Source organism: Rhodococcus sp. 15-725-2-2b (assembly GCF_002259075.1).
Classification (GTDB): Bacteria; Actinomycetota; Actinomycetes; order Mycobacteriales; family Mycobacteriaceae; genus Rhodococcoides.
The window spans coordinates 53,280-72,096 of sequence record NZ_NPFL01000021.1 but is presented as its reverse complement, the minus strand read 5'-3'; the positions used below and the strand labels follow the sequence as shown (position 1 = coordinate 72,096).

General features: G+C 61.3%; 16 protein-coding genes. 4 read left to right on the top strand and 12 right to left on the bottom strand.

Going from position 1 to position 18,817, the window contains the following annotated elements:
• Positions 1 to 17: 17 nt before the first annotated feature.
• The 11 genes from CH306_RS25275 to CH306_RS25225 form a co-directional block, all read right to left on the bottom strand.
• Positions 18 to 869: an SAM-dependent methyltransferase gene (locus CH306_RS25275; protein ID WP_015586129.1), complete on the bottom strand. Its 852-nt coding sequence runs from the start codon at positions 867 to 869 to the stop codon at positions 18 to 20.
• 610 nt (positions 870 to 1,479) lie between these two features.
• A complete protein-coding gene (locus tag CH306_RS29880) occupies positions 1,480 to 1,788 on the bottom strand; it encodes a helix-turn-helix transcriptional regulator (protein ID WP_368665489.1) in 309 nt (102 codons plus the stop codon).
• 874 nt (positions 1,789 to 2,662) lie between these two features.
• Positions 2,663 to 3,823 carry a bifunctional glutamate N-acetyltransferase/amino-acid acetyltransferase ArgJ gene (argJ, locus tag CH306_RS25265; protein ID WP_032365003.1) on the bottom strand — a complete coding sequence of 387 codons (1,161 nt, stop codon included), beginning with the start codon at positions 3,821 to 3,823 and terminating at the stop codon, positions 2,663 to 2,665.
• Positions 3,824 to 3,855: 32 nt separating this feature from the next.
• Positions 3,856 to 5,322: a class I adenylate-forming enzyme family protein gene (locus CH306_RS25260; protein WP_032365002.1), complete on the bottom strand. Its 1,467-nt coding sequence runs from the start codon at positions 5,320 to 5,322 to the stop codon at positions 3,856 to 3,858.
• Positions 5,315 to 6,058 (bottom strand): TauD/TfdA family dioxygenase, encoded by a 744-nt coding sequence (locus tag CH306_RS25255; protein WP_015586125.1) that lies wholly within the window; start codon positions 6,056 to 6,058, stop codon positions 5,315 to 5,317. Before CH306_RS25255 ends, CH306_RS25260 begins: the two co-directional genes overlap by 8 nt.
• Positions 6,055 to 7,110 (bottom strand): asparagine synthase C-terminal domain-containing protein, encoded by a 1,056-nt coding sequence (locus tag CH306_RS25250; protein WP_033188359.1) that lies wholly within the window; start codon positions 7,108 to 7,110, stop codon positions 6,055 to 6,057. Before CH306_RS25250 ends, CH306_RS25255 begins: the two co-directional genes overlap by 4 nt.
• Positions 7,111 to 7,211: 101 nt before the next feature.
• Entirely contained in the window at positions 7,212 to 8,036 is an 825-nt protein-coding gene (locus CH306_RS25245; protein ID WP_052047791.1) for an enoyl-CoA hydratase/isomerase family protein, read from the bottom strand.
• Positions 8,033 to 8,611: a formyltransferase family protein gene (locus CH306_RS25240; protein ID WP_032364999.1), complete on the bottom strand. Its 579-nt coding sequence runs from the start codon at positions 8,609 to 8,611 to the stop codon at positions 8,033 to 8,035. Before CH306_RS25240 ends, CH306_RS25245 begins: the two co-directional genes overlap by 4 nt.
• Positions 8,608 to 9,795, bottom strand: a complete 1,188-nt coding sequence (locus tag CH306_RS25235; RefSeq protein ID WP_015586121.1) for an argininosuccinate synthase — start codon at positions 9,793 to 9,795, stop codon at positions 8,608 to 8,610. Before CH306_RS25235 ends, CH306_RS25240 begins: the two co-directional genes overlap by 4 nt.
• Positions 9,792 to 11,309: an argininosuccinate lyase gene (gene argH / locus CH306_RS25230; RefSeq protein WP_052047792.1), complete on the bottom strand. Its 1,518-nt coding sequence runs from the start codon at positions 11,307 to 11,309 to the stop codon at positions 9,792 to 9,794. Before argH ends, CH306_RS25235 begins: the two co-directional genes overlap by 4 nt.
• Before the next feature lie 204 nt (positions 11,310 to 11,513).
• Complete coding sequence (locus CH306_RS25225) at positions 11,514 to 12,137, bottom strand: LysE family translocator (RefSeq protein WP_032364998.1); 624 nt, start codon at positions 12,135 to 12,137, stop codon at positions 11,514 to 11,516.
• A gap of 75 nt (positions 12,138 to 12,212) precedes the next feature.
• On the opposite strand from CH306_RS25225, the gene CH306_RS25220 reads away from it, so the two are divergent.
• Entirely contained in the window at positions 12,213 to 13,175 is a 963-nt protein-coding gene (locus CH306_RS25220) for a LysR family transcriptional regulator ArgP (protein WP_015586118.1), read from the top strand.
• A gap of 322 nt (positions 13,176 to 13,497) precedes the next feature.
• On the opposite strand, the gene CH306_RS25215 is transcribed toward CH306_RS25220, so the two are convergent.
• A complete protein-coding gene (locus CH306_RS25215) occupies positions 13,498 to 14,136 on the bottom strand; it encodes a TetR/AcrR family transcriptional regulator (RefSeq protein WP_015586117.1) in 639 nt (212 codons plus the stop codon).
• 98 nt (positions 14,137 to 14,234) lie between these two features.
• On the opposite strand from CH306_RS25215, the gene CH306_RS25210 reads away from it, so the two are divergent.
• The 3 genes from CH306_RS25210 to CH306_RS25200 all read left to right on the top strand — a co-directional run bounded on the left by CH306_RS25210 (position 14,235) and on the right by CH306_RS25200 (position 18,817).
• Positions 14,235 to 16,436: an MMPL family transporter gene (locus tag CH306_RS25210; protein WP_052069823.1), complete on the top strand. Its 2,202-nt coding sequence runs from the start codon at positions 14,235 to 14,237 to the stop codon at positions 16,434 to 16,436.
• A gap of 55 nt (positions 16,437 to 16,491) precedes the next feature.
• Entirely contained in the window at positions 16,492 to 17,574 is a 1,083-nt protein-coding gene (locus CH306_RS25205) for an alpha/beta hydrolase (protein ID WP_015586115.1), read from the top strand.
• A 271-nt stretch (positions 17,575 to 17,845) separates the two neighbouring features.
• A complete protein-coding gene (locus CH306_RS25200; protein ID WP_015586114.1) occupies positions 17,846 to 18,817 on the top strand; it encodes a ScbA/BarX family gamma-butyrolactone biosynthesis protein in 972 nt (323 codons plus the stop codon).

Sequence of the window (18,817 nt, the reverse complement as noted above, 5' to 3'; positions counted from 1 at the left end):
GTTTCCGGGTGGATGTCTCAGATGCGTTCGGCCGCAATCACTAGGTAGTTCAGTGAACCGTCGCTGTAGCCGCTGAGGAACGCATCCTCAACGCCGGTGCGGAGTTTGCTGTTGTTGCGTAGCTCCCAGTACGGCATAGCTTCGTGTGTGTACTGAGCCACGCGGTACGGAATCAGGCCGTTTGCCGCGAAGGCCTTGAAGTAAGTGCTTCGGCGGTGCATTCGGCATACGTAATGTTCATCGATCTGCCTTGTCGCGTCCGAGCGTGGGTCGACTGCGTCGTTGCGGCACCAGGTGGTCATTACGTAGCGACCGCCCCGTCGCAGTAGGCGGGAGAACTCGGCCATTGCTTCGTACGCGTCGGCGTACATCGTCGTCTCGTTTGAGACCACGAAATCGAAAGTGTGATCAGGAAATGGTGCCTGCAGCATGTTCCCGAGGTGGAATTGAACGCGGCTATCCCAACCGCGTTTGCGTGCGATCTGCTCGGCGAACGCGACGTGATGTTCGCAAAAATTGACGCCGTCGATTCGGCTCTCCGTCGCTCCAGCGAGACGAAAAGATGTTCCCCCGCGACCTGACCCGGCATCCATGCCGCGAGAGTTGGGCGGCAAAGGACCGAGGGCGTCGAGGATCAGTCCGACTTGATCATTCTCCATTCGATGCAACTCTCGCAAAATCGCGTTCTCTCGCTCCTCACCTACGGAATCCAGAATAGAGCGGTCGAAATCGCCAATCGCGTAGTGATGGTGGTAAAGATCATCATCAGCGCCCAGTAGGAGATTGATGTCATCGGTTGTTTTAGCGTCCCAGTGAGCTTTCAACTCACGTTCATAGCTATCGCGCGCATATTGATCTGCCGAGATCATCACAGTCTCCTTCTTCGGTTCTCCCCATCATTTCTGTATCTCAAGTCGACATGTCGAATGAACCATTGCGACCTGCAAGGTCGGCGACTTGATGATGTCTTCGACGCTACTTATCGAAATTAATTGCGGAAATACCTCCACAGCTCTTCGTCGCGAAGCGACAAAACTTTGGCACCGTGCGACAAGTGGGGTCGAAGTCCCCTACGGGGTCCAGTGCAGGTAGGCACCCATCTGCGCCGGCCGTGAGGAGACCATGGAAGCCGCAACCGGCCAACGATCAAGTCCTCGGAGTCGGGCCCTCCAAAGTCGACAACGACTACAGCCACGTCTACCGCGAGAACCCGCAGATCAATCGTCTTATGCCGTGAAGGCGATGCCCCGATCGGCGCGAGTGCGCGCGGACGTGACGGAGTTGCGTGGTAGCTACCGTGGACGGATAGCCGGACCGTCACTACCTCGAGCAAGGTCAAGAATTTTGTCTTGATGAATCCGTCACCCGGTCGTGTACTTGTTGCCCAGCGAGTTCGATCACGTCGACGCGGCGCGCCGGTACGAGAACCTTCGTTCCGGTCTTGACCACTCGGAATTGATCGGTGGATGTGTTCTCGAATTAGCTGGGTTCCGCGTAAAACCTTCTGAATTCCGAAGGCGAGCAACCCTTCAACTCGCGAAATAGCCGAGAAAGTCTCGACTGGTCACTAAGCCCCCACCGCGCACTGATGTCGCCTATCGGTATCTGTTGTAAGCTTGGGTCGATCAAATCGGCAGCGCACCTTTCAATGCGCTCATATGCTATATAAGCGGACAGAGTTCGCTCCTCTCGCTCGAAAGCGCGATGCAGCTGACGAACCGATACATGTAGTTTGCGCGCGAGTAGGTCGGGATTGAGCGTGGGATCAGAAAGATTCTTCTCGATCATCAAGCGCGCCGTCGCTACGAGGCCGGATTGCTGGTCAGGCGGTGCGTGGCCATGGGGCGGGTGCATTCCTTCCCACGCCAGTAATCGAACGGCTGAGATGACATTATGAGCCGTGAACGTGTTCAGCATTCCAATTTCTCTCGAAGTAGAATGTAAAGTATCTGAGAGTATTTTCCCCGTACCTTCAGCGTTTGGCACAACGCGAAGACCTCGACCCGAGGCGGCGTCGAAGTCTTCTCTTGAGCCCACCCTCTGCCGTAACGTGACTACCGCTAAACAGCTGGCACGGGTTACAGTCATTGTATAACTGTAATCGCTATAGTATAGGCCAATGCCTCCACTCTTCAGCGATATTTGGACGCCGTTCTGCGACAGAATTACTTCGCCCGATAAGACGTATTGAATCCTCACGGAGAATCGTGGATCGGCTTCGAGATCAACCTGTCGACGAGTAATTTCTCCTGGTCCGCACCGAATCGACGCTAAGCTGTCCCCATCGACTATTCGCGCAGTGAGTCGTGTCATACACTGTCGTTCAGGCGCGTGACACGCGGTTCCGTACACGGTGTACAGCTCGTGACTACGCTCTTCGCTAGATGCGTGGTCGGAAGTTTTGATCAGAGTTGTGGCATTGCGGTCGTTATGGGCATTGTCTCGGAACCTTTTTGAAGGTTCTCTATCGGTTGCAGCCATTTTCGCCCCCCGGCGCGAATCGTGTTCGGTCTTTAATTTGCTCATGTCCAGAGTCCGGCAGAACCGGCAACATCAACGGCCACAGGCGACGTGCTGTAACGGCTTCGACAGGTCGAGGCGTCGAGGCCGGATGCCCACTCCACGTTACTGCGGCCTGTTGGTGAAGTGATTGGAGTGATCTCTATGTGGTGTAGTCCGCGTTTATTCGAATGTATTCATCGGTGAGGTCGCAACCGAACACTCTCCAGGTGTCGGTGCCGATTCCGAGGTCTACGTTGATCTCGACGGTGGCAGTTGCAAGGTGTTCACGAACCACCTCGACGGTGTCGTGCTGGTCGAGTGACGAGCTCGGATACACATCGATGTCCGCGAATGCGACTCGGATTCTGTCGGGTTCTATGTCCACCTCGTTGCTACATTTTCCGATAGCCATGAGAACTCGACCCCAGTTGGGGTCTTCACCGTGGATCATCGTCTTGACCAAGGGAGAGTTGATGATCGACTTCCCGACCACGCGCGCTTGGCGCTCGCTCGATGCACCCGAGACCGTAGTGACGATCAGCTTGGTCGCACCTTCGCCGTCGCTGGCAATCATTTTCACCAGATCCGTGCACACTTCCTCGAGAGCCTGCTCGAACTCGGTATCGGGTACCGGGCCGGCGGCACCATTGGCGAAGACCGCCGCTGTGTCGCTGGTGGAGGTGTCGGTGTCGATCGAGACCGAGTTGTAGGTGCGGTCGACAACGTCACGAAAGATTCGGTTGAGCGTGTCCTGGGGGACGTCGGCGTCGGTGAAGACAAACGACAGCATGGTCGCCATGTCCGGTTCTATCATCCCGACGCCCTTCGCGATTCCAACGATGGTGCTGGTGCCGACGGCTCGTTCGGAGACCTTGGCGCGGGTGTCGGTGGTCATGATCGCTCGGGCCACCGCGTGCGCGTCGAGTGGTGTTCCCTGGCCGAGCCCGTCGAGTCCGGCGCGGATGGTGTCCATCGGATATTGCACTCCGATGACTCCGGTGGAGGCCATTATCAGGGCATCGGGTTCGATTCCTACGGTTCGTGCGACGGATGCGCGTATCTCGCTGGCGTTGCGGAGCCCTTCCGCGCCGGTCGCGACGTTGGCGTTCTTCGCCAACACGAGGACCCCGCGCGGACTGGTCTGCTCGATCGAGGTCTTGCTCAAGGTGACGCAGGGGCCCGCGAACAGTGACTTCGTGAAAACGACCGACGAGGTGCACGGCCTGTCGGAGATGACCATGGAGAAGTCGTCTTTACCTTCGTCTGCCAGTCCTAAATGGGTTGTCCAGCAGTGAAACCCTTGTGGGGACGCGGCGCTCATGTCTGCCCTTTCTGATCCGTGTGATGTCGAACTCAGGACGCTCTGCACCATGCCAGCAATGCGCGCCGGTCGGGCTTGCCGACAGACGTTTTCGGCCAGTCGGACATCAGAGTGATCTTTCCGATGAGACCGCAGCTGTTCATCACTTCGGTGACGCGAAGGTGGATTCGTCCGAGGTCTGCCCCGGTGGGTGCCAGGCGGCACAGTACTGTCGTCGGTGTGTCTGCTCCTGTGGCCGTTGGGGCGAAGACGACGACCTCGTCGACCTCGTCGAGTGCGGTGATCTCGTCGACCAGGACGCCTGCCGAACAGAGTTGACCGTGGTTGTTTGTCCATACGTCATCGATGCGGCCCAGGACGTTGATGGCACCGTTGTCGTGGACCATCACCGCGTCCCCGCTTCGATACCAGCCGTCCGTGAATGCGCTCTGTGTACGGTCCGGGTGTCCCCAGTAGCCTTCGGCTCGGTGCGCTCGGCGGAATTCGGGCTCGCCCACTCGATAGGTATCTGCGTCGATTCCGTGGATGGGGCGCACTCGCATCTCCACCCCGGGTAGGGGCCGCAGTTCGGCCGCGCTCTGCAACTGTGGCCGCAGATCTGCGCACATGATGCCGCACTCGGTGGCCCCGTAGAGCCTGCGTAGGTGGACCCCGCACCGCTGGTGGATCAGTCGCGCAGTGGTCGGCGTCAGGAGAGCCCCGCCCGTCAGTGCGGTGGTCAGGTGTTCACCCATTCGCTCCGATGCCGCCGGTGACGCTGCGATCGCGTCGTAGTGCGAGGGAAGGGCGCTCATATAGGTACCGTTCCAGTCGCAAATCGCTCTCGCGTGGGCAGAGGCCGGGAGACCGGCGTCGAGGTGCACCGTGGGTGCTCCCGAGAGCAAGCCCGCGAGAACGTGAACGTCCATCCCGTGCGCGAAATCGAGGGGGTGGATGTTGATGATCACATCGTCGGCTGTCAGACCGAGCTGCTGGCACCAGTCGGTGCGGTCGGCGAACAGCGATTCCTCGGTCCAGTACACCCATTTCGGCTCACCACTCGATCCGGATGTTTCGAGGATTCTTCCTCGCACGGTGTCGTGCTCGGTCACGTCGCATTGACGCGTTGGGTTGCAGTATCGGAGCTTTCGGGTTGCTGCATCGAACACGGAGGCCAGTTCGGGCAGGTCGGGGTCGATGTCGTGGTCGGTAATGGCGTGCCAGCGGCGGCCCAGTGCGCTCAGTCGGTCCCATGCTGGATGCCGCGTCCGGCTCGCCAGGTGCACGCCGCCGGCGGCCATCGTTCCCAGTAGTGCTGCAACGAAGTCTGCGGCCCCGGGGTGATGATCGACGACGACCACGTCGCCTTCGTCGATCACCGGTGCCAGTGCATCACGCCATGCCATCGCCGCGGCCGACAGCTCCCCGAACGTCGTATGGCGTCGTCCCTGGTGAAGTGCGTCCTGATCCTGTTGGGGCATGCTGTTCAGTGCGGCGAGGAACCCTCGCGCGTCAGACATTGATCTGTCCTCGGAACAAGTGTCTGACGCTGCCCGGTTCGATCGTTGTCCGCCCGTGCAGAACCTGTTCGTTGTCGAGGACGAGAAGATCACCCGGGGCCCAGTCGTGCGAGTAGAAGCTGGTACTGCCCCGCAGGTAGGAGTCGAGCCGTGCGAAGACGGCCCGGCTGTCTTCTTCGGTCGAGCCCGCCAGACGGACCGACCATCCTGCGGGGGTGGTCCGTTCCTCGGTGAACGGGAGTGCCACGTTCAACCGCGTTGTCCCCGTTGCTGATCGCACTGCAGGTGGAATCGACAGCCAGCGGTGCGCGACGTCGGGAAAGTGGGATTGGTCGGTGACGTAGTACTCCCAATCCACGTCGGTCACCGTGCTCAGGTCCGGTGGGAGTGTTGCATCGAGTAGATCCGATTGCAGACAGAGTTCTGTGCGTCCGGATCCTGTGGGCTGATCGACTGCATTGCAATACAGCGCAATGTATTTGGGACAGGTCCCGACAAGTGTGCCGTCGGTGTGCAGAGGCAGGGCACTGCGCCCGGTGACGACGCGGTCCGGTAGCGGGCTTGCGTCGAGATCGAGCAGACCTGCGCTTCCGGTGCCGAACCGATGTGTGGCGAGAGTCCCGAGCCCCTGCACGAAGACCTCGAAGTCGCTTCTGCCGAAGTCGACGTCGCCGACCAGAGCGAATCCATCCCGGGTGGCCACTGCCGCGAGATCTCCGGGATCGGTGGCCGTCACCGCTGCTCACCGCCGACCGCAACATCGTGGTTTCCCAGAGGGACCTCATCGAGGGTCTGTGCCCGGATTTGGGCACAGACGGCAGCCAGTTGTTCTCCGAGCGCGCCGTCCAACCCTGCTGACAAACCCGCCCCTTGGTGGATTGCGACTTTTCTCCCGAACGCAGTCTCACGGGGCAGTTGGTAGGCCGCGAGCTCGCGGAGGTAGTACTTTTCGATGCCGTCGACGGTCTTCAGCTGAGCGGGGACACTCTGTTGAAGGTGCAGTAGAGCAGGACTCCAGTACGGGTGGTACATGCGCGGCCCTGGGGTGAATTGGCCGGTCACCATCATTCCTGATGCGCTGGCGTCGTCGATACGTTCGTTCAGATCGCCGGCGACTGCGCCCATACCGAAATCGCTTCCGGCGTTGAGCAGATCGCTGCCGAGTCCGGTCACGAGGTCGGCACCACATGCTCGCGCCAACTCGAAGGCCACTGTCACCAGCAGATGCACGGTGATGACTTCTGCATCATCGGATTGAGTGTGCTGCATGCACGGGTAGATCGCCGCTGTCGATTCCTGTGCGGTGACGTCGATGACGTCGAGCGGCAGACCGACGTGGCGCGCTGTTCGAGAGGCACCGTCGATTTCGTCACCCCAGGGTGTGCGGAGGGTCAGTGCACGGACGTCGGCACCGGCCCTCCACAAGTAGGAGGCGAGGAGTCCGGAGTCGACACCACCGGAGAGCAGTAAGCGAATGGGACGACCCGACGATGCGATTTCCGTTGCTGCAGTGCGTAATCCATGGTCGAGCCACCCCATGGCCTGTTCGAGCGAACACCCTGGGACACCGCCCGACGGCGACGATCGGGGGACAGCGCGGTGCACCGACAACTCTCCGTCGGCGGAGCAGACCAGAGTCGTCCCGGGGCGAAGTGCCGTGGTGGTTCCTGCGCGGTGACCGACACTCGCGGCGGTCGCCGCGAATTGCGCTCCCACCGCCCATGTCCGTGCATCATCGGTGCGGGAGAGAAAGACTCGGCATTCGCCGTGCAGCGGCGTCGTGATCATGACTGTTCCGTCGTTGCGGTTCAGAACGGGGCCGGTATGTCCGCCAACACGGCGGATGCGGCCGCTGTGCGAAAAGACGACCCACCCATGATCGGTTGGGGTCATGGGTTGTCTCCGACAATTGTGCGCATCTTCTGTTGGGCCGCATCGCCTGCAGCGAACCCCGCTCGGTGGCCGGCTATTGCTGCAATACGGGCTCGTTCCATGTCGAGCAGCAGATCGTGGTTGACGAACGCCTTGGTGCGGGCAAACGGCACCGATTGGTACTCGGCCAGTGCCTGTGCTCGGGTGCATCCTGCAGCGAGCGGGTCACTATGGGCTGCAACGAGTTCATCGAGGAGGCCGTCGGAGAGTGCGGTGGTACCGAGCCATCGATCGCACCCGATGATCATTCGATTCGCCACGGCAGGCCCTACTCGGCGTTGCAGGAGCGGAGCTCCGAGTATGCAGGAGATACCCAACTTGAGCTCGGGCATACGGAGGTCCGACGTCGACGTTCCGATGCGCCAGTCGGCGCACAGTGCCAACTGAAGACCGATGCCGATGCAGTATTTGTCGATGACTGCCACGGTCGGTTTCGAGATCGACAGAACTGCTCGATACATGTCCACGCAGGCGTCGATCCATCGGTTGACCTCGGAGCCTCCCGTGAAGTCCTTGACTTCGTTGAAGTCACCGCCGACACCGAAGGATCGACCGTCTCCCCCGTACAGAACCAGCCCCTCGACATCCGGGGTGTCCCCTAGCTGCCAGACCAACTCGGTGATGCCGCGCATCTTGTCTGTGGAGAACGTGTTGTGTCCTTCACCGTCGAATTCGATGATCGCCAAGGGGCCGTTGCGAACTGCAGTACCGCCATGGGCTTCGGGCGACCTGGGCCGATCGTGGGGCTCGTGGGTGGCGGAGGGTGAGTGCAGTGTTCTCACGCTTCGACCAGCTCCCCACGCTTTCGGCGGTCTGCGTCGAGGGCGCGGCGTGTGTAGAGACGTTGTCCCCATTGTTCGCTGTGATCGGCGCTGATAGCGGTGCCGTTGCATATTGTGGTGACGATTCGATGGAATTGAGCCAGTGCGGCGGCGGCGGTGCGTTCGCTCAAGCTCGTCTCGGATTCGCCTGGGACGATGTCGAATCGGTCGACTGCGATGATCGGACCGCCATCTACCTTCGGGGTGATGATGTGGCAGGTGGCCCCGAATTGCGTCTGGTTGTCGTCGATCGCGTAGCGATATCCGCCGATCCCTCGGTAGTTCGGGGTCGCCGGGTGGAAGTTCACGGCCAGTTCCCGCACTCGATCGAGTGTGGCCTCGGACAGGATGAAGTCCGATTTGAAGGACAGAAGCAGGTCGCACCCGTGCCACTGATCGAACGATCGAGTTACTGGATCGCCGTAGTCCCAGGCAAACCAGTCGACGTCGGCGAATCTGCGGCGGAGAAAGTCGTGGGCGAGTTCGCCCCACCGTGATCCGTCGGAGATGAGCAGAACAGAGCGGGTGTCTTTCATCGAGTGACAACTCCTTCGGTGAGTGGGAGAGCCCAGCAGTACGCGAATCCGGCACCTGCTTCGTGTAGAAAGGTGTCTGCCTCTTCGTAATCGGCCAGAGCCGAGCTGTATCGGCCGTATTTCGGGGACGTCCGGCCGATGCATCGAGCGGAGCCCTTGTACAGCTCGACGGTCACTGTGCCCGTCACGCGGTGAGCCAGACGGGCGCAGTAAGCATCGAGTGCTGCACGCAGATCGGTGAACCAGTAGCCGTAGTAGACCAACTCTGCGTACTGGTCGGCGATGGACCGCTTGTGGTGGAGCGTCTCTCGGTCCAGTACGAGTGCTTCGAGATCGGTTCGTGCAGCGAGAAGAACTGTTGCAGCGGGTGCTTCGTAGATTCCGCGGCTCTTGAATCCGACGATGCGGCTCTCGAGAATTTCGGTACGCCCGATACCGTTCGCGGCCGCTGTGTCCCCGAGTTCGCTGACCAGGTCGATCAGGTCGAGCTTGCGGCCGTCGAGAGCGACGGGGATGCCTGCTTCGAACTCGATCGTGATCGTTGTTGGACGATCCGGTGCCTGCACCGGCGCGGTCGTGATCTGCCATGCATCGGGCGGTGGAGCGTGGTCGATGAGGTCGAGATCCCCGCACTCGATGCTGGTGCCCCAGATATTGGTGTCGATGCTGTACGGCGTCGTCTTGCTGACACCCACATCGATACCGTGACGATCGGCGTAGGCAATTTCGCTACCGCGGGAGGTCATTTCCCAATCGATGACAGGTGCGAGGATGTCGAGCTCGGGAGCCAACGCCCGCACGGAGGTGTAGAACCGGACCTGATCGTTTCCCTTGCCCGTGGCACCGTGAGCGACTGCGGATGCACCGCGTTCGCGAGCGATGCTGACCAGCCGCTCGGCGATCAACGGTCGAGACAACGGTGCAGCCAGAAGATATTTTCCCTCGTATGCAGCGCCGGCGGCGAGAGCCGGGATTGCATAGTCGTGGAGGAACAGGTCTCGGACGTCTTCGACGATAACTTCCGACGCGCCGGCCGCGGTTGCGCGCTTCGAGACGGCCTCGAGGTCCTCGATTTGGCCGAGGTTCGCGCAGTACGCGATGACCTCGGTCTGATAGCGCTCTTTGAGCCAGTGCACGGCAACGGATGTGTCCAATCCGCCGGAATATGCCAGGACGATGCTCATACCCCGACCTCCATCGCGAGTTCGGGCACGCTCACGCCGCCGACGACGGATCGCGCTGCTCGTAGGCATTCCGCCTTCGCCTCCCAGAGGCGGGTTCTGGCTTGCCGGATTTCGGCGAGTCTGTCGGTCACGTCGGCCAGGCCTTGCTCCTGCTGTTCGGAGACCCGCGTCGGTCCGGTGGATCCGGCAGAGATGTAGCTGCGCAGTGTGTGGAGCGGATCGCATATCTGCTTCATGTCGACCTCACTGATGTCGATGTCGTGTTCCTCGCGGAGGAAAGTGGTGGTGAACGCGACGTTGCGCAGGGTGTGACCGGCTGCGAGGGCGGCGTTGACGAGGTCACCGGTGATGCGGTGGGCTGTGCGGAAAGGAACGTCGAACCGAGAGACCAAGATGTTGGCGATCTCTGTCGCGGTCGAGAAGTTGTCCCAGCACAGGGCTCTGCCGCGAGCACCGTCGAACGCGGTGTGCAGGTTCTGGCGTCGGCACAGGCGAATGGTGTCGAGGTACGTATCGAGGGCGCCCCAGTAAACCGGTTTGTCCTCCTGCAGGTCGCAGCTGTACCCGAGACCGACCGACTTCTCCATCACCAGCAGTTGCACCAGCGCACCCACCGCGCGACCGGACTTCCCTCGCGCCAGTTCTGCAACCACCGGATTCTTCTTCTGCGGCATGATCGAGCTACCGGTCGCGAACGAATCGTGCACTTCGGCGAGAGCGTATTCGTTCGAGCTCCAGGTGACGATCTCTTCCTGCATGCGAGATAGATTCACAGCACCGCTGGCAGCTGCGCCCGCTACTTCGACTGTCCAGTCCCTCGTCGACGTCGCATCGAGCGCATTGACCATCGGTGCATCGAACCCGAGAAGCCGGGAGGTGTAATCGCGGTCCAGGGCGAATGTAGTTCCGGCGAGCGCACACGCGCCGAGCGGATTGATGTTGATGCGCTTCCAGGCATCCATCAGTCGGGAGGCATCACGCAGCAAGGCCTGTGCGTGCGCAGCCTTCCAAAATGCTACCGAAATCGGTTGCGCTGCCTGCGAATGCGTGTAGCCGGGTAGAACTGCTTCTCGTTCCGACTCGGGGCACCCGAGCAGATCCTGCACGAACATGAGCAGTTCTTCGCTGGCATCGAGCAGCCACTCGCGGGTGACCATGCGTGCGTCGGTCTGCACCTGATCGTTTCGGGACCGTGCGGTGTGCATGCGGCCGCCGACGGGTCCGATCCGTTCGATGAGCATGAATTCGGTGTTGAGGTGCACATCTTCTTGTCGGACGTCGAGCTGCAATCCACCGTCGGCTCGGCTGCTCTCCATGTCGAGCAGCCCAGCGAGAAGCGCTTTGGTGTCGGGTTCGGTGTTGATTCCCGCGCGACCGAGCATCAGAACATGAGCGATGTTCTGCCACAGGTCGTGTTCGAGCATTCTGCTGTCTACCGATGCTGTCTCTGTGTAGCGAAGTACATCGTCGGTGATATCGGTGGAGAATCTTCCACCCCAGAGCTTTTCGCTCATTGATCGGTACCCCTCTGTGTGCGTGATGGTTCGGTTTCGGTACAGGAAAGTTCGGGTTAGGGCACGGCAAAGCCAAGACCTGGCGGGATTGGACGGCCCGGGGCGCGGACCCGGGCCAAGGCGTCGTTACACAATCAAGTCAGGTCGGGCTCGGGTCGAGTAGTTGAAAGAGCGAAGGGAGAAGGGCTCGGACGGCGGGGGTGTTTACTCGAAGGCCAGCCGGACGCCGAATCCCACCAGAACAACACCCAGTCCACGCTCGAGCCACGCCCCCAAGCGGCCCTTCTCCAAGAACCGGCGAGCGGACGAGGCAAGAAGTGCGTACGAGGACAGACATATCAGCGCCACCACGAACTCGATCGACATGAGCAGCATGGACCAAACGAAAACGTTCCCGTCGCGCGGAATGAACTGCGGCAGCACCGCCAGGTAGAACGCACCCATTTTCGGATTCAACAGGTCCGCGACGAAACCGGTCATGAACGCTCGCGACCACTTCGGCTGGTGCGCGTTGTAAGTCGCGGCATCGACGTCGGTGAAGCTGCCCTTGCGCTGCCAGATACTCTGAATTCCTAGAAACACCAGGTAGGCGGCACCTGCGATACGTACCGCGTCGAATGCCCCGGGGACGCTGGTGAGCAAGGACGCCAACCCCACGGCCGCAGCGATGCCCCAGGCCATCGACCCCGTCGCCGCACCCAAAGCTACGGCGATGCCGTGACGCACACCGCCGGTAAGCGAGTGCTTGACCGCCAACATGACGTCAGGACCTGGGATTATTCCGAAGACGATAGCGACGGGGAGATAGGCCAGAACGGGGTTGTTCACGGCAAGAACGGTACGACCGCTCCAGCATCGATGCACGTTTCCTAAGTATCGCTGATCTAGGTTTAGTATTTGTGGATGTACAACCACGATCAGCTCGCCACACTTGCCGCGATCTGCGATTCAGGGTCGTTCGAGGGAGCTGCAACGGCGTTGCACATCTCGTCTTCTGCAGTCAGCCAACGCATTACCGCGCTCGAACGAGCGTCGGGGGCCGCGCTGCTACAGCGAACCAGGCCGGTACTACCCACCAGAAACGGGCAAGCCCTGCTCCGACTCGCGCGGCAGATCGAAGTCCTCACCGTCGACGCCGACGCTGAGCTACGCGGCGGCTCAACGACAACGAATACTGCTGCACCGCTGCGCTTTTCACTTGCTATCAATGCCGATTCGGTCTCGACGTGGTTCCAACCGGTGATGAAAGCGATAGCCGTCGACCGACGGATACTGCTGGACCTCCACATCGAAGATCAGGACCATACAGACGCTCTACTGCGTCAAGGCGCGGTCATGGCCGCCGTGACGACCTCACGCACCGCAGCACCTGGCTGTACGGTCGAACCGCTCGGAGCCATGGTCTATTGGCCCGCGTGCGCACCCTCACTCATTCGCGACGCCGACTCCGACGGTTGCGATCCCAGCCGCCTCCCGATGCTGCGATTCGACAAAAAGGACGACCTGCAACACGCCTATCTACGCAAGATCAAGGCGCACCGTGAGCCCCCGATCCACTACCTCCCATCGAACCGCGAATTCCTGACTGCAGCTCGACTCGGACTCGGGTGGGGCGTGCTACCGGAAGGACAAATCGCACGCGACCTCGCCGACGGGACACTCGTTCACCTCGACCCCGACCACAACGTCACCATTCCCCTGTATTGGCAACGATGGCACCTGCCATCCGAAACCCTCGACAGAATCACAGGCTGGGTACGCGATGCTGCACATAACGCATTGATCGACACACCCAAAGAACGAAAAACAGCGAACCGTCCCCCAGGTCATGCGGTGACCGGCGCGGCAACACCGGAACCTGCGTGAGTCCGGCGGTCATCGGTCCAGCTGTGACGGCTAATTGCACACCCTGATTGGACCAAAGTTGCGGCGATGCACGCCGGTCGCATGGTCCGCCGCCGGGTGCGCGCCTAAGGTCGCCGATCGCTGACCGAGCATACGACGCGGGGCGTTGAGCCTCGACCGAATGCTCCACCACGCATCGAAGTATCGATCGGCGCGGATCCCATAGTGTACGAAAAGCAGTGATTGCTGGCAGCACAACTGAAAAACGTCAAAACAGCTACTGCTGCAGCTTTTTTCAGACTGGGAGTACGCACGGCCTGCGGCGGCGCGGGTCTCTGTTCCGTCAGGGTGAGGCGAGTGCCTCGGACAGGTAACGAATCAGTGCCGCCTTGAGCTCGGTCACGAGCTGGTCCTTCTTGTTAGTTTTTTCTGCGGCGATGACGGGCATCATTCCGCGGGTGATCTGCAAGGCCACCAGCGCGTGGAGGTCGATGCGTTCGCTGGACAGGGTCGGTGCGAGTGCGGCCAAGGTCTGGGCGACCCTCTGGGAGAGTTCGCTCTGCAATGGTACGACTGCGGTATACAGGGCAGGCTGGGTATCTGCTCGCGAGAACAGTTGCAGGAAAGCCGGATTGGCCGCATTGAAGGCGACCATATTGTCGACGGCCCGGTCGATGAACTGCGGTAGAGATTCCACGAAGCCGTCCGGTCGCGGATCGACCGCGGCCGATTGGGCGTCGGTCAACTCCACGACGTAGCGTTCCGCCAATGCTGCGGCGATGTCTTCCTTGTTTCTGAAGAACTGGTACAGCGAACCCGGTGACATGCCCGATTTGCTGGCGATAGCGTTCGTGGTCGCTGCGTCGAACCCGACTTCTCCGAACAACTCCTCCGCACCGTCGAGGATCGCAGCGATGCGCTTGAGTCCGCGATCCTGACGCTTGGGTGCAGGAGAGGTAGTTGGCGTCGAGGTATTCGGCATGTGAACTCCAGGCTTTCCGGTAGACAAGACGAGCTTTCGCTCGTATTCTCGCAAATCACGAGCAATCGCTCGTATCCACGGTAGCAGGGGGACCCGCGATGCCCACCCGATTCGCCACAACTCGACCCGGCCTCACCCTCGTAGTGGCCGGCGTCCTCTTCCTCGTGCTCGCAGCAGTCGCTGCCGGTGCGATGAATGCACTGTCCCTGAACAGGTTCGAGGCGACCAACGCCCCGTCTGCGGCAGCCGAGGCGCTGCTCAACGACACCTTTCAGACCGGCACACCCAACATCACCATCCTCGTCACCGCGAAGACCGGCGACGTCGACAGCTCGGCCGTCGCCGCGGACGGGTTACGTCTGACCGAGTTCGTCGACACCTTCCCCGGCATCGACGACACATGGTCCTACTGGACCGAAGAGGTTCCGACCCTCGCCGCCGGGGACGGCAGCTCGGCGCTGATCCAGGCGTGGGCACCGGGCGACGCCACCGAAATCCGGCAACAGGTCCTTCCCGCTCTCGACGAGGCACTCAGCCGGTCGGCTACCTCGAACATCGACATCGCTCTCGGCGGCAGCGACGAGGTGTTCCGCTCCGTCGCAGAACAATCCAGGACCGACTTTCTCCGAGCAGAGCTGATCATCGCCCCGCTGGTGATCGCACTGTTGTGGGCCGTCCTACGGCGGCTCCGTCTCGCCGCAGTGGTCTTCGCAACCGGACTGTTCTCCGTCGTCGGCACCCTGGCCATCATGCGCGTGGTGGCAGCCTTCACCGAAGTATCGACCTTCGCGGCGAACATCGCGCTGGTGATGGGCATTGCACTCGGCGTCGATTACGGACTGTTCCTGATCTACCGCTTCCGAGAGGAAGCCCGCCGCACCGCTGACCTGACGTTGGCCGTGCAGCGAGCAGCGCAGGCAGCCGGACGCACCATCATGTTCTCCGGCGCCACCGTCGCCGCGTCACTGGCCGTTCTGCTGGTCTTCCCGTTCCCGTTCCTGGCCTCGTTCGCCTACGCCGGGATAGCCGTCGTCGCCACCGCCGTGCTCGCCGCTACGGTCGTACTCCCGGCCGCATTGGTGCTGCTCGGGCACCGCGCCTTACGGCGCAAGGAACCGGACACCGACGGAAGTACCGTGTGGCGGCGGATCACCGTGGCCACGACCGGCCGACCTGCAGTGTTCGCGATCGCCGGTGTGGTGATCTTGATACTGCTCGGAGCGCCGGTACTAGGCGTTCGGTTCGGCGCACCGGACGATCGCATCCTGCCGCAGTCGGTTCCGGTCCGCGCCCTGTACGACACCATCCGCGACGACTACGCCAGCGAGGATGCAGACGCAATTCTGCTCGTCGCACCGACCATCGCACCGGACGGCCTCGCTCGGTACGCCTCCGATCTCGCAGCACTGCCCCAGGTGCTACGAGTGGACAGCGCACTGGGCACCGTCGAACCCGACAGGGCGCTCACTGCTCCACCGAACGGCGCCGTCCGTTTCACTCCCGACACCGCAGGCAGCTACCTCTCGGTGGTACCGACTCGCGAATCACTGGACGACAGAGCCGGATTCGTCTCCGCGGTACGGTCGGTGGAGCCTCCCGGCCAGGTACTCGTCGGCGGCTCACCCGCGATGCTCGACGACTACACCGACGGCGTCACCGCCCGGCTCCCGCTCGTGGCCGTGCTCATTGCACTGATCACCTTCGCCATTCTGTTCGTGATGACCGGATCGATCATCGCCCCCATCAAAGCCACCATTCTGAATCTGCTGTCACTGACGGTCATGTTCGGTGTCCTGGTGTGGGGTTTTCAGAACGGCAATCTTGCTGGGCTGCTGGGTTTCACCCCTACCGGTGCCATCGAGCCGAGCATCCCCATCCTGATGTTCTGCATCGCCTACGGCCTGTCGATGGACTACGAAGTCTTCCTGCTCTCGCGCATCAAAGAAGAATTCGACCGTACCGGAGACAATCGCCAATCCATCATCGATGGCATCTCACGCTCCGCACCCGTCGTCACCGCAGCAGCTCTCATCCTGGCCGCATCCTTCGCCACCTACGCCACTTCCGGGGTGACCTTCCTTCAGCAACTCGGAATCGGCATGGCACTGGCGGTCCTGATCGACGCCACCGTCATCCGAGCGATCCTCGTCCCCTCCATCATGGCCCTGACCGGCCGCTGGAACTGGTGGGCACCGCGCCCACTGGCACGCCTGCACCAGCTCATCGGCATCACCGATGCTCCACGCGTCGATACACCTGGTACCGAAGTCGACCCTGGAAGACCCAAAACCCCTGTATGAGCACTGCACTCGCACGCTCCCAGCCACCACATCCCCGCCCCGATCGGAGTACCCCATGCTCGACAGCCGCCATCACCCCCTCTCACGGCTCCTCGCCGCGATTGCGATAACCGTCGCGTCGACCGCCATCTTTCTCGGTGGAACGGCCATCGCCTCCGCGCAGCCGACCCGATCGGACGTGATCGACGTACCGGTGTCCTTCACAGTCCGCAACACCAACGACACAGCCGTCCCGTGCACCGCCGACGGCGGAACCTACACCATCCGTGGCCATCTCACCGCTCCCGCAGAGGGTTTCGGCAACGCCATCACCCTCTACGAACACGGCATCGCAGCCGGCGAATGGTACTGGCGTCTTCCAGTCGAGGGATACCACCACACCTACGAAATGGCCGCTCGCGGACAGACCTCACTGACGATCGACAGACTCGGATACGACACGAGCGACGCTCCGGCAGGCGGGGCCATGTGCGTGGGGTCCCAAGCAACGATGGCCCATCAGATCGTCCAAGCGCTGCGTACCGGCACCTATCAATGGGATGCATCCGGAACGGCCCCCACCTTCGGGCACATCACCCTCGCCGGCCAGTCGAACGGCGGGCAGATCGTCCAGATCGAGGCCTACACCTTCGACGACGTCGACGCTCTCGTCGTCATGGACTGGGCCGATCGCGGACTGACACCCGAGGCCTACGTCAGATTCTTCGCCGCCACACCACGCTGCCTCACCGGAGGCTCGGCATCGGAAAACAATCCCGCCGCCAAGGGCTACACCTTTTACGACCAAGGAACCACTGAATTCGTGACAGGAAACTATGCCGATACCGAACAACAAGTAATCGATACAGCAGCGCCCTATCAGAACCAACACCCGTGCGGCGACATGCTTTCACAAGGCCCCGGAATTCTTCTCGACCTGGCCAAAATGTCGAGCATAGACATTCCAGTTCTCGGCCTCTACGGACAGGACGACGCACGCGTGCAATTCGGTGACGAACATATTGCATCGTTCACCGGAACATCGGACAGAAAGGCGATCACGATTCCTCACGCAGGCCATTACATGGGCCACGCACGGAACGCCGCCATCGTCTTCGACTCGCTCGACCAGTGGCTCGACGCCCGACAACCCCACTGACCGCATCAGATCGGCATCAAATAGCTGAACGCACTATTGCGAGCCTGTGCACTTAACCGTGTGCACAGGCTCACAATAGTGCTCGAATTACTGGCGGTATATCTGCGCTCGAACTGAAATTATATTGTTACGGGAATCACTTTCCGAACATTTGGAATTAACGTGAAAAGAATTGACTTATCGAAAACGTGGCGCTGTACTTGAAACCACGTACCGATCGGTGCGTTTCGCACAAAGCAGAAAATCTGCGACCACCTTCCTGGGGGAAGAAATGACTGTCACCACACCACCGTTCGATATCGCCAGTGAACTGACATTCGATCGCACTGTGCCGCGAAGCCTCGTCCACCGCGCAGCTGTCAGCGAGGTCTTCCTCACCGACGCTGCTGCGACGGGCGAGAACCGATTCGTCGTCGCCGCGCAGCTACCGCGAGGGCATGCCCTCTACAGCGACCGACTCGACGACCGGTACGACCCCATGATCCTCGTGGAGGCATGCAGGCAGGCCTCGATCCTGATCAGTCACCAGTTCTACGGAGTACCCAAGGACTGGGCGTTCGTCTTCCGCAAGGCCTCGGTGTCGGTGACCGACCTCGCTGCCCTCCAGGTCGGGGAAACACCGGGCCGGTTGGTCATCCGAGTCGAATTCGAGAAGCGGTTCCACGTCGAGGGGTACCTGACCGGGGCAGTCGGTAGGTACCAGACCGTTCTCGACGGCGTGCCTGTCGGCGAATTCGTCGGATCCCTGAGCTTCATGCCCAAGCAGATGTTCGCCGAGATGCGCGCGGCCGGGCGGGCAGCGAAGAACACCCCCGATCAGCCGTATACCTCTGCCGCCGTTCCGCTTCCGCCTGCACGCGTTGCCCGGCGGGACTCGAAGAACGTCGTCATCGCCTCCACCGGCACCGAACACCCCGACACGACGTACGAGGTCGTCGTCGACAACAACCACCCGTCGCTCTCCGATCACAAGGTCGACCACGTCTCGGGGATGCTCTTGACCGAAGCGTGCAGGCAGGCATCGGTGTGCGCCGTCCTCGACACCCACTCACTGCCGGAATCGTCGGTCGGTTCCCCGGTGCGCTACGACATCCAGTTCCTCGACTTCGCCGAACACGAGCTTCCTGTCTACTGCCGCTTGATCGACACCGCACCCACCGAGTCCGGGACTGGGATCGTCGCATCTTTCGAACTCGTCCAGGGTGACGTCGTCATCGTCCGCTCGCAGGTCGAGGTGGGATGA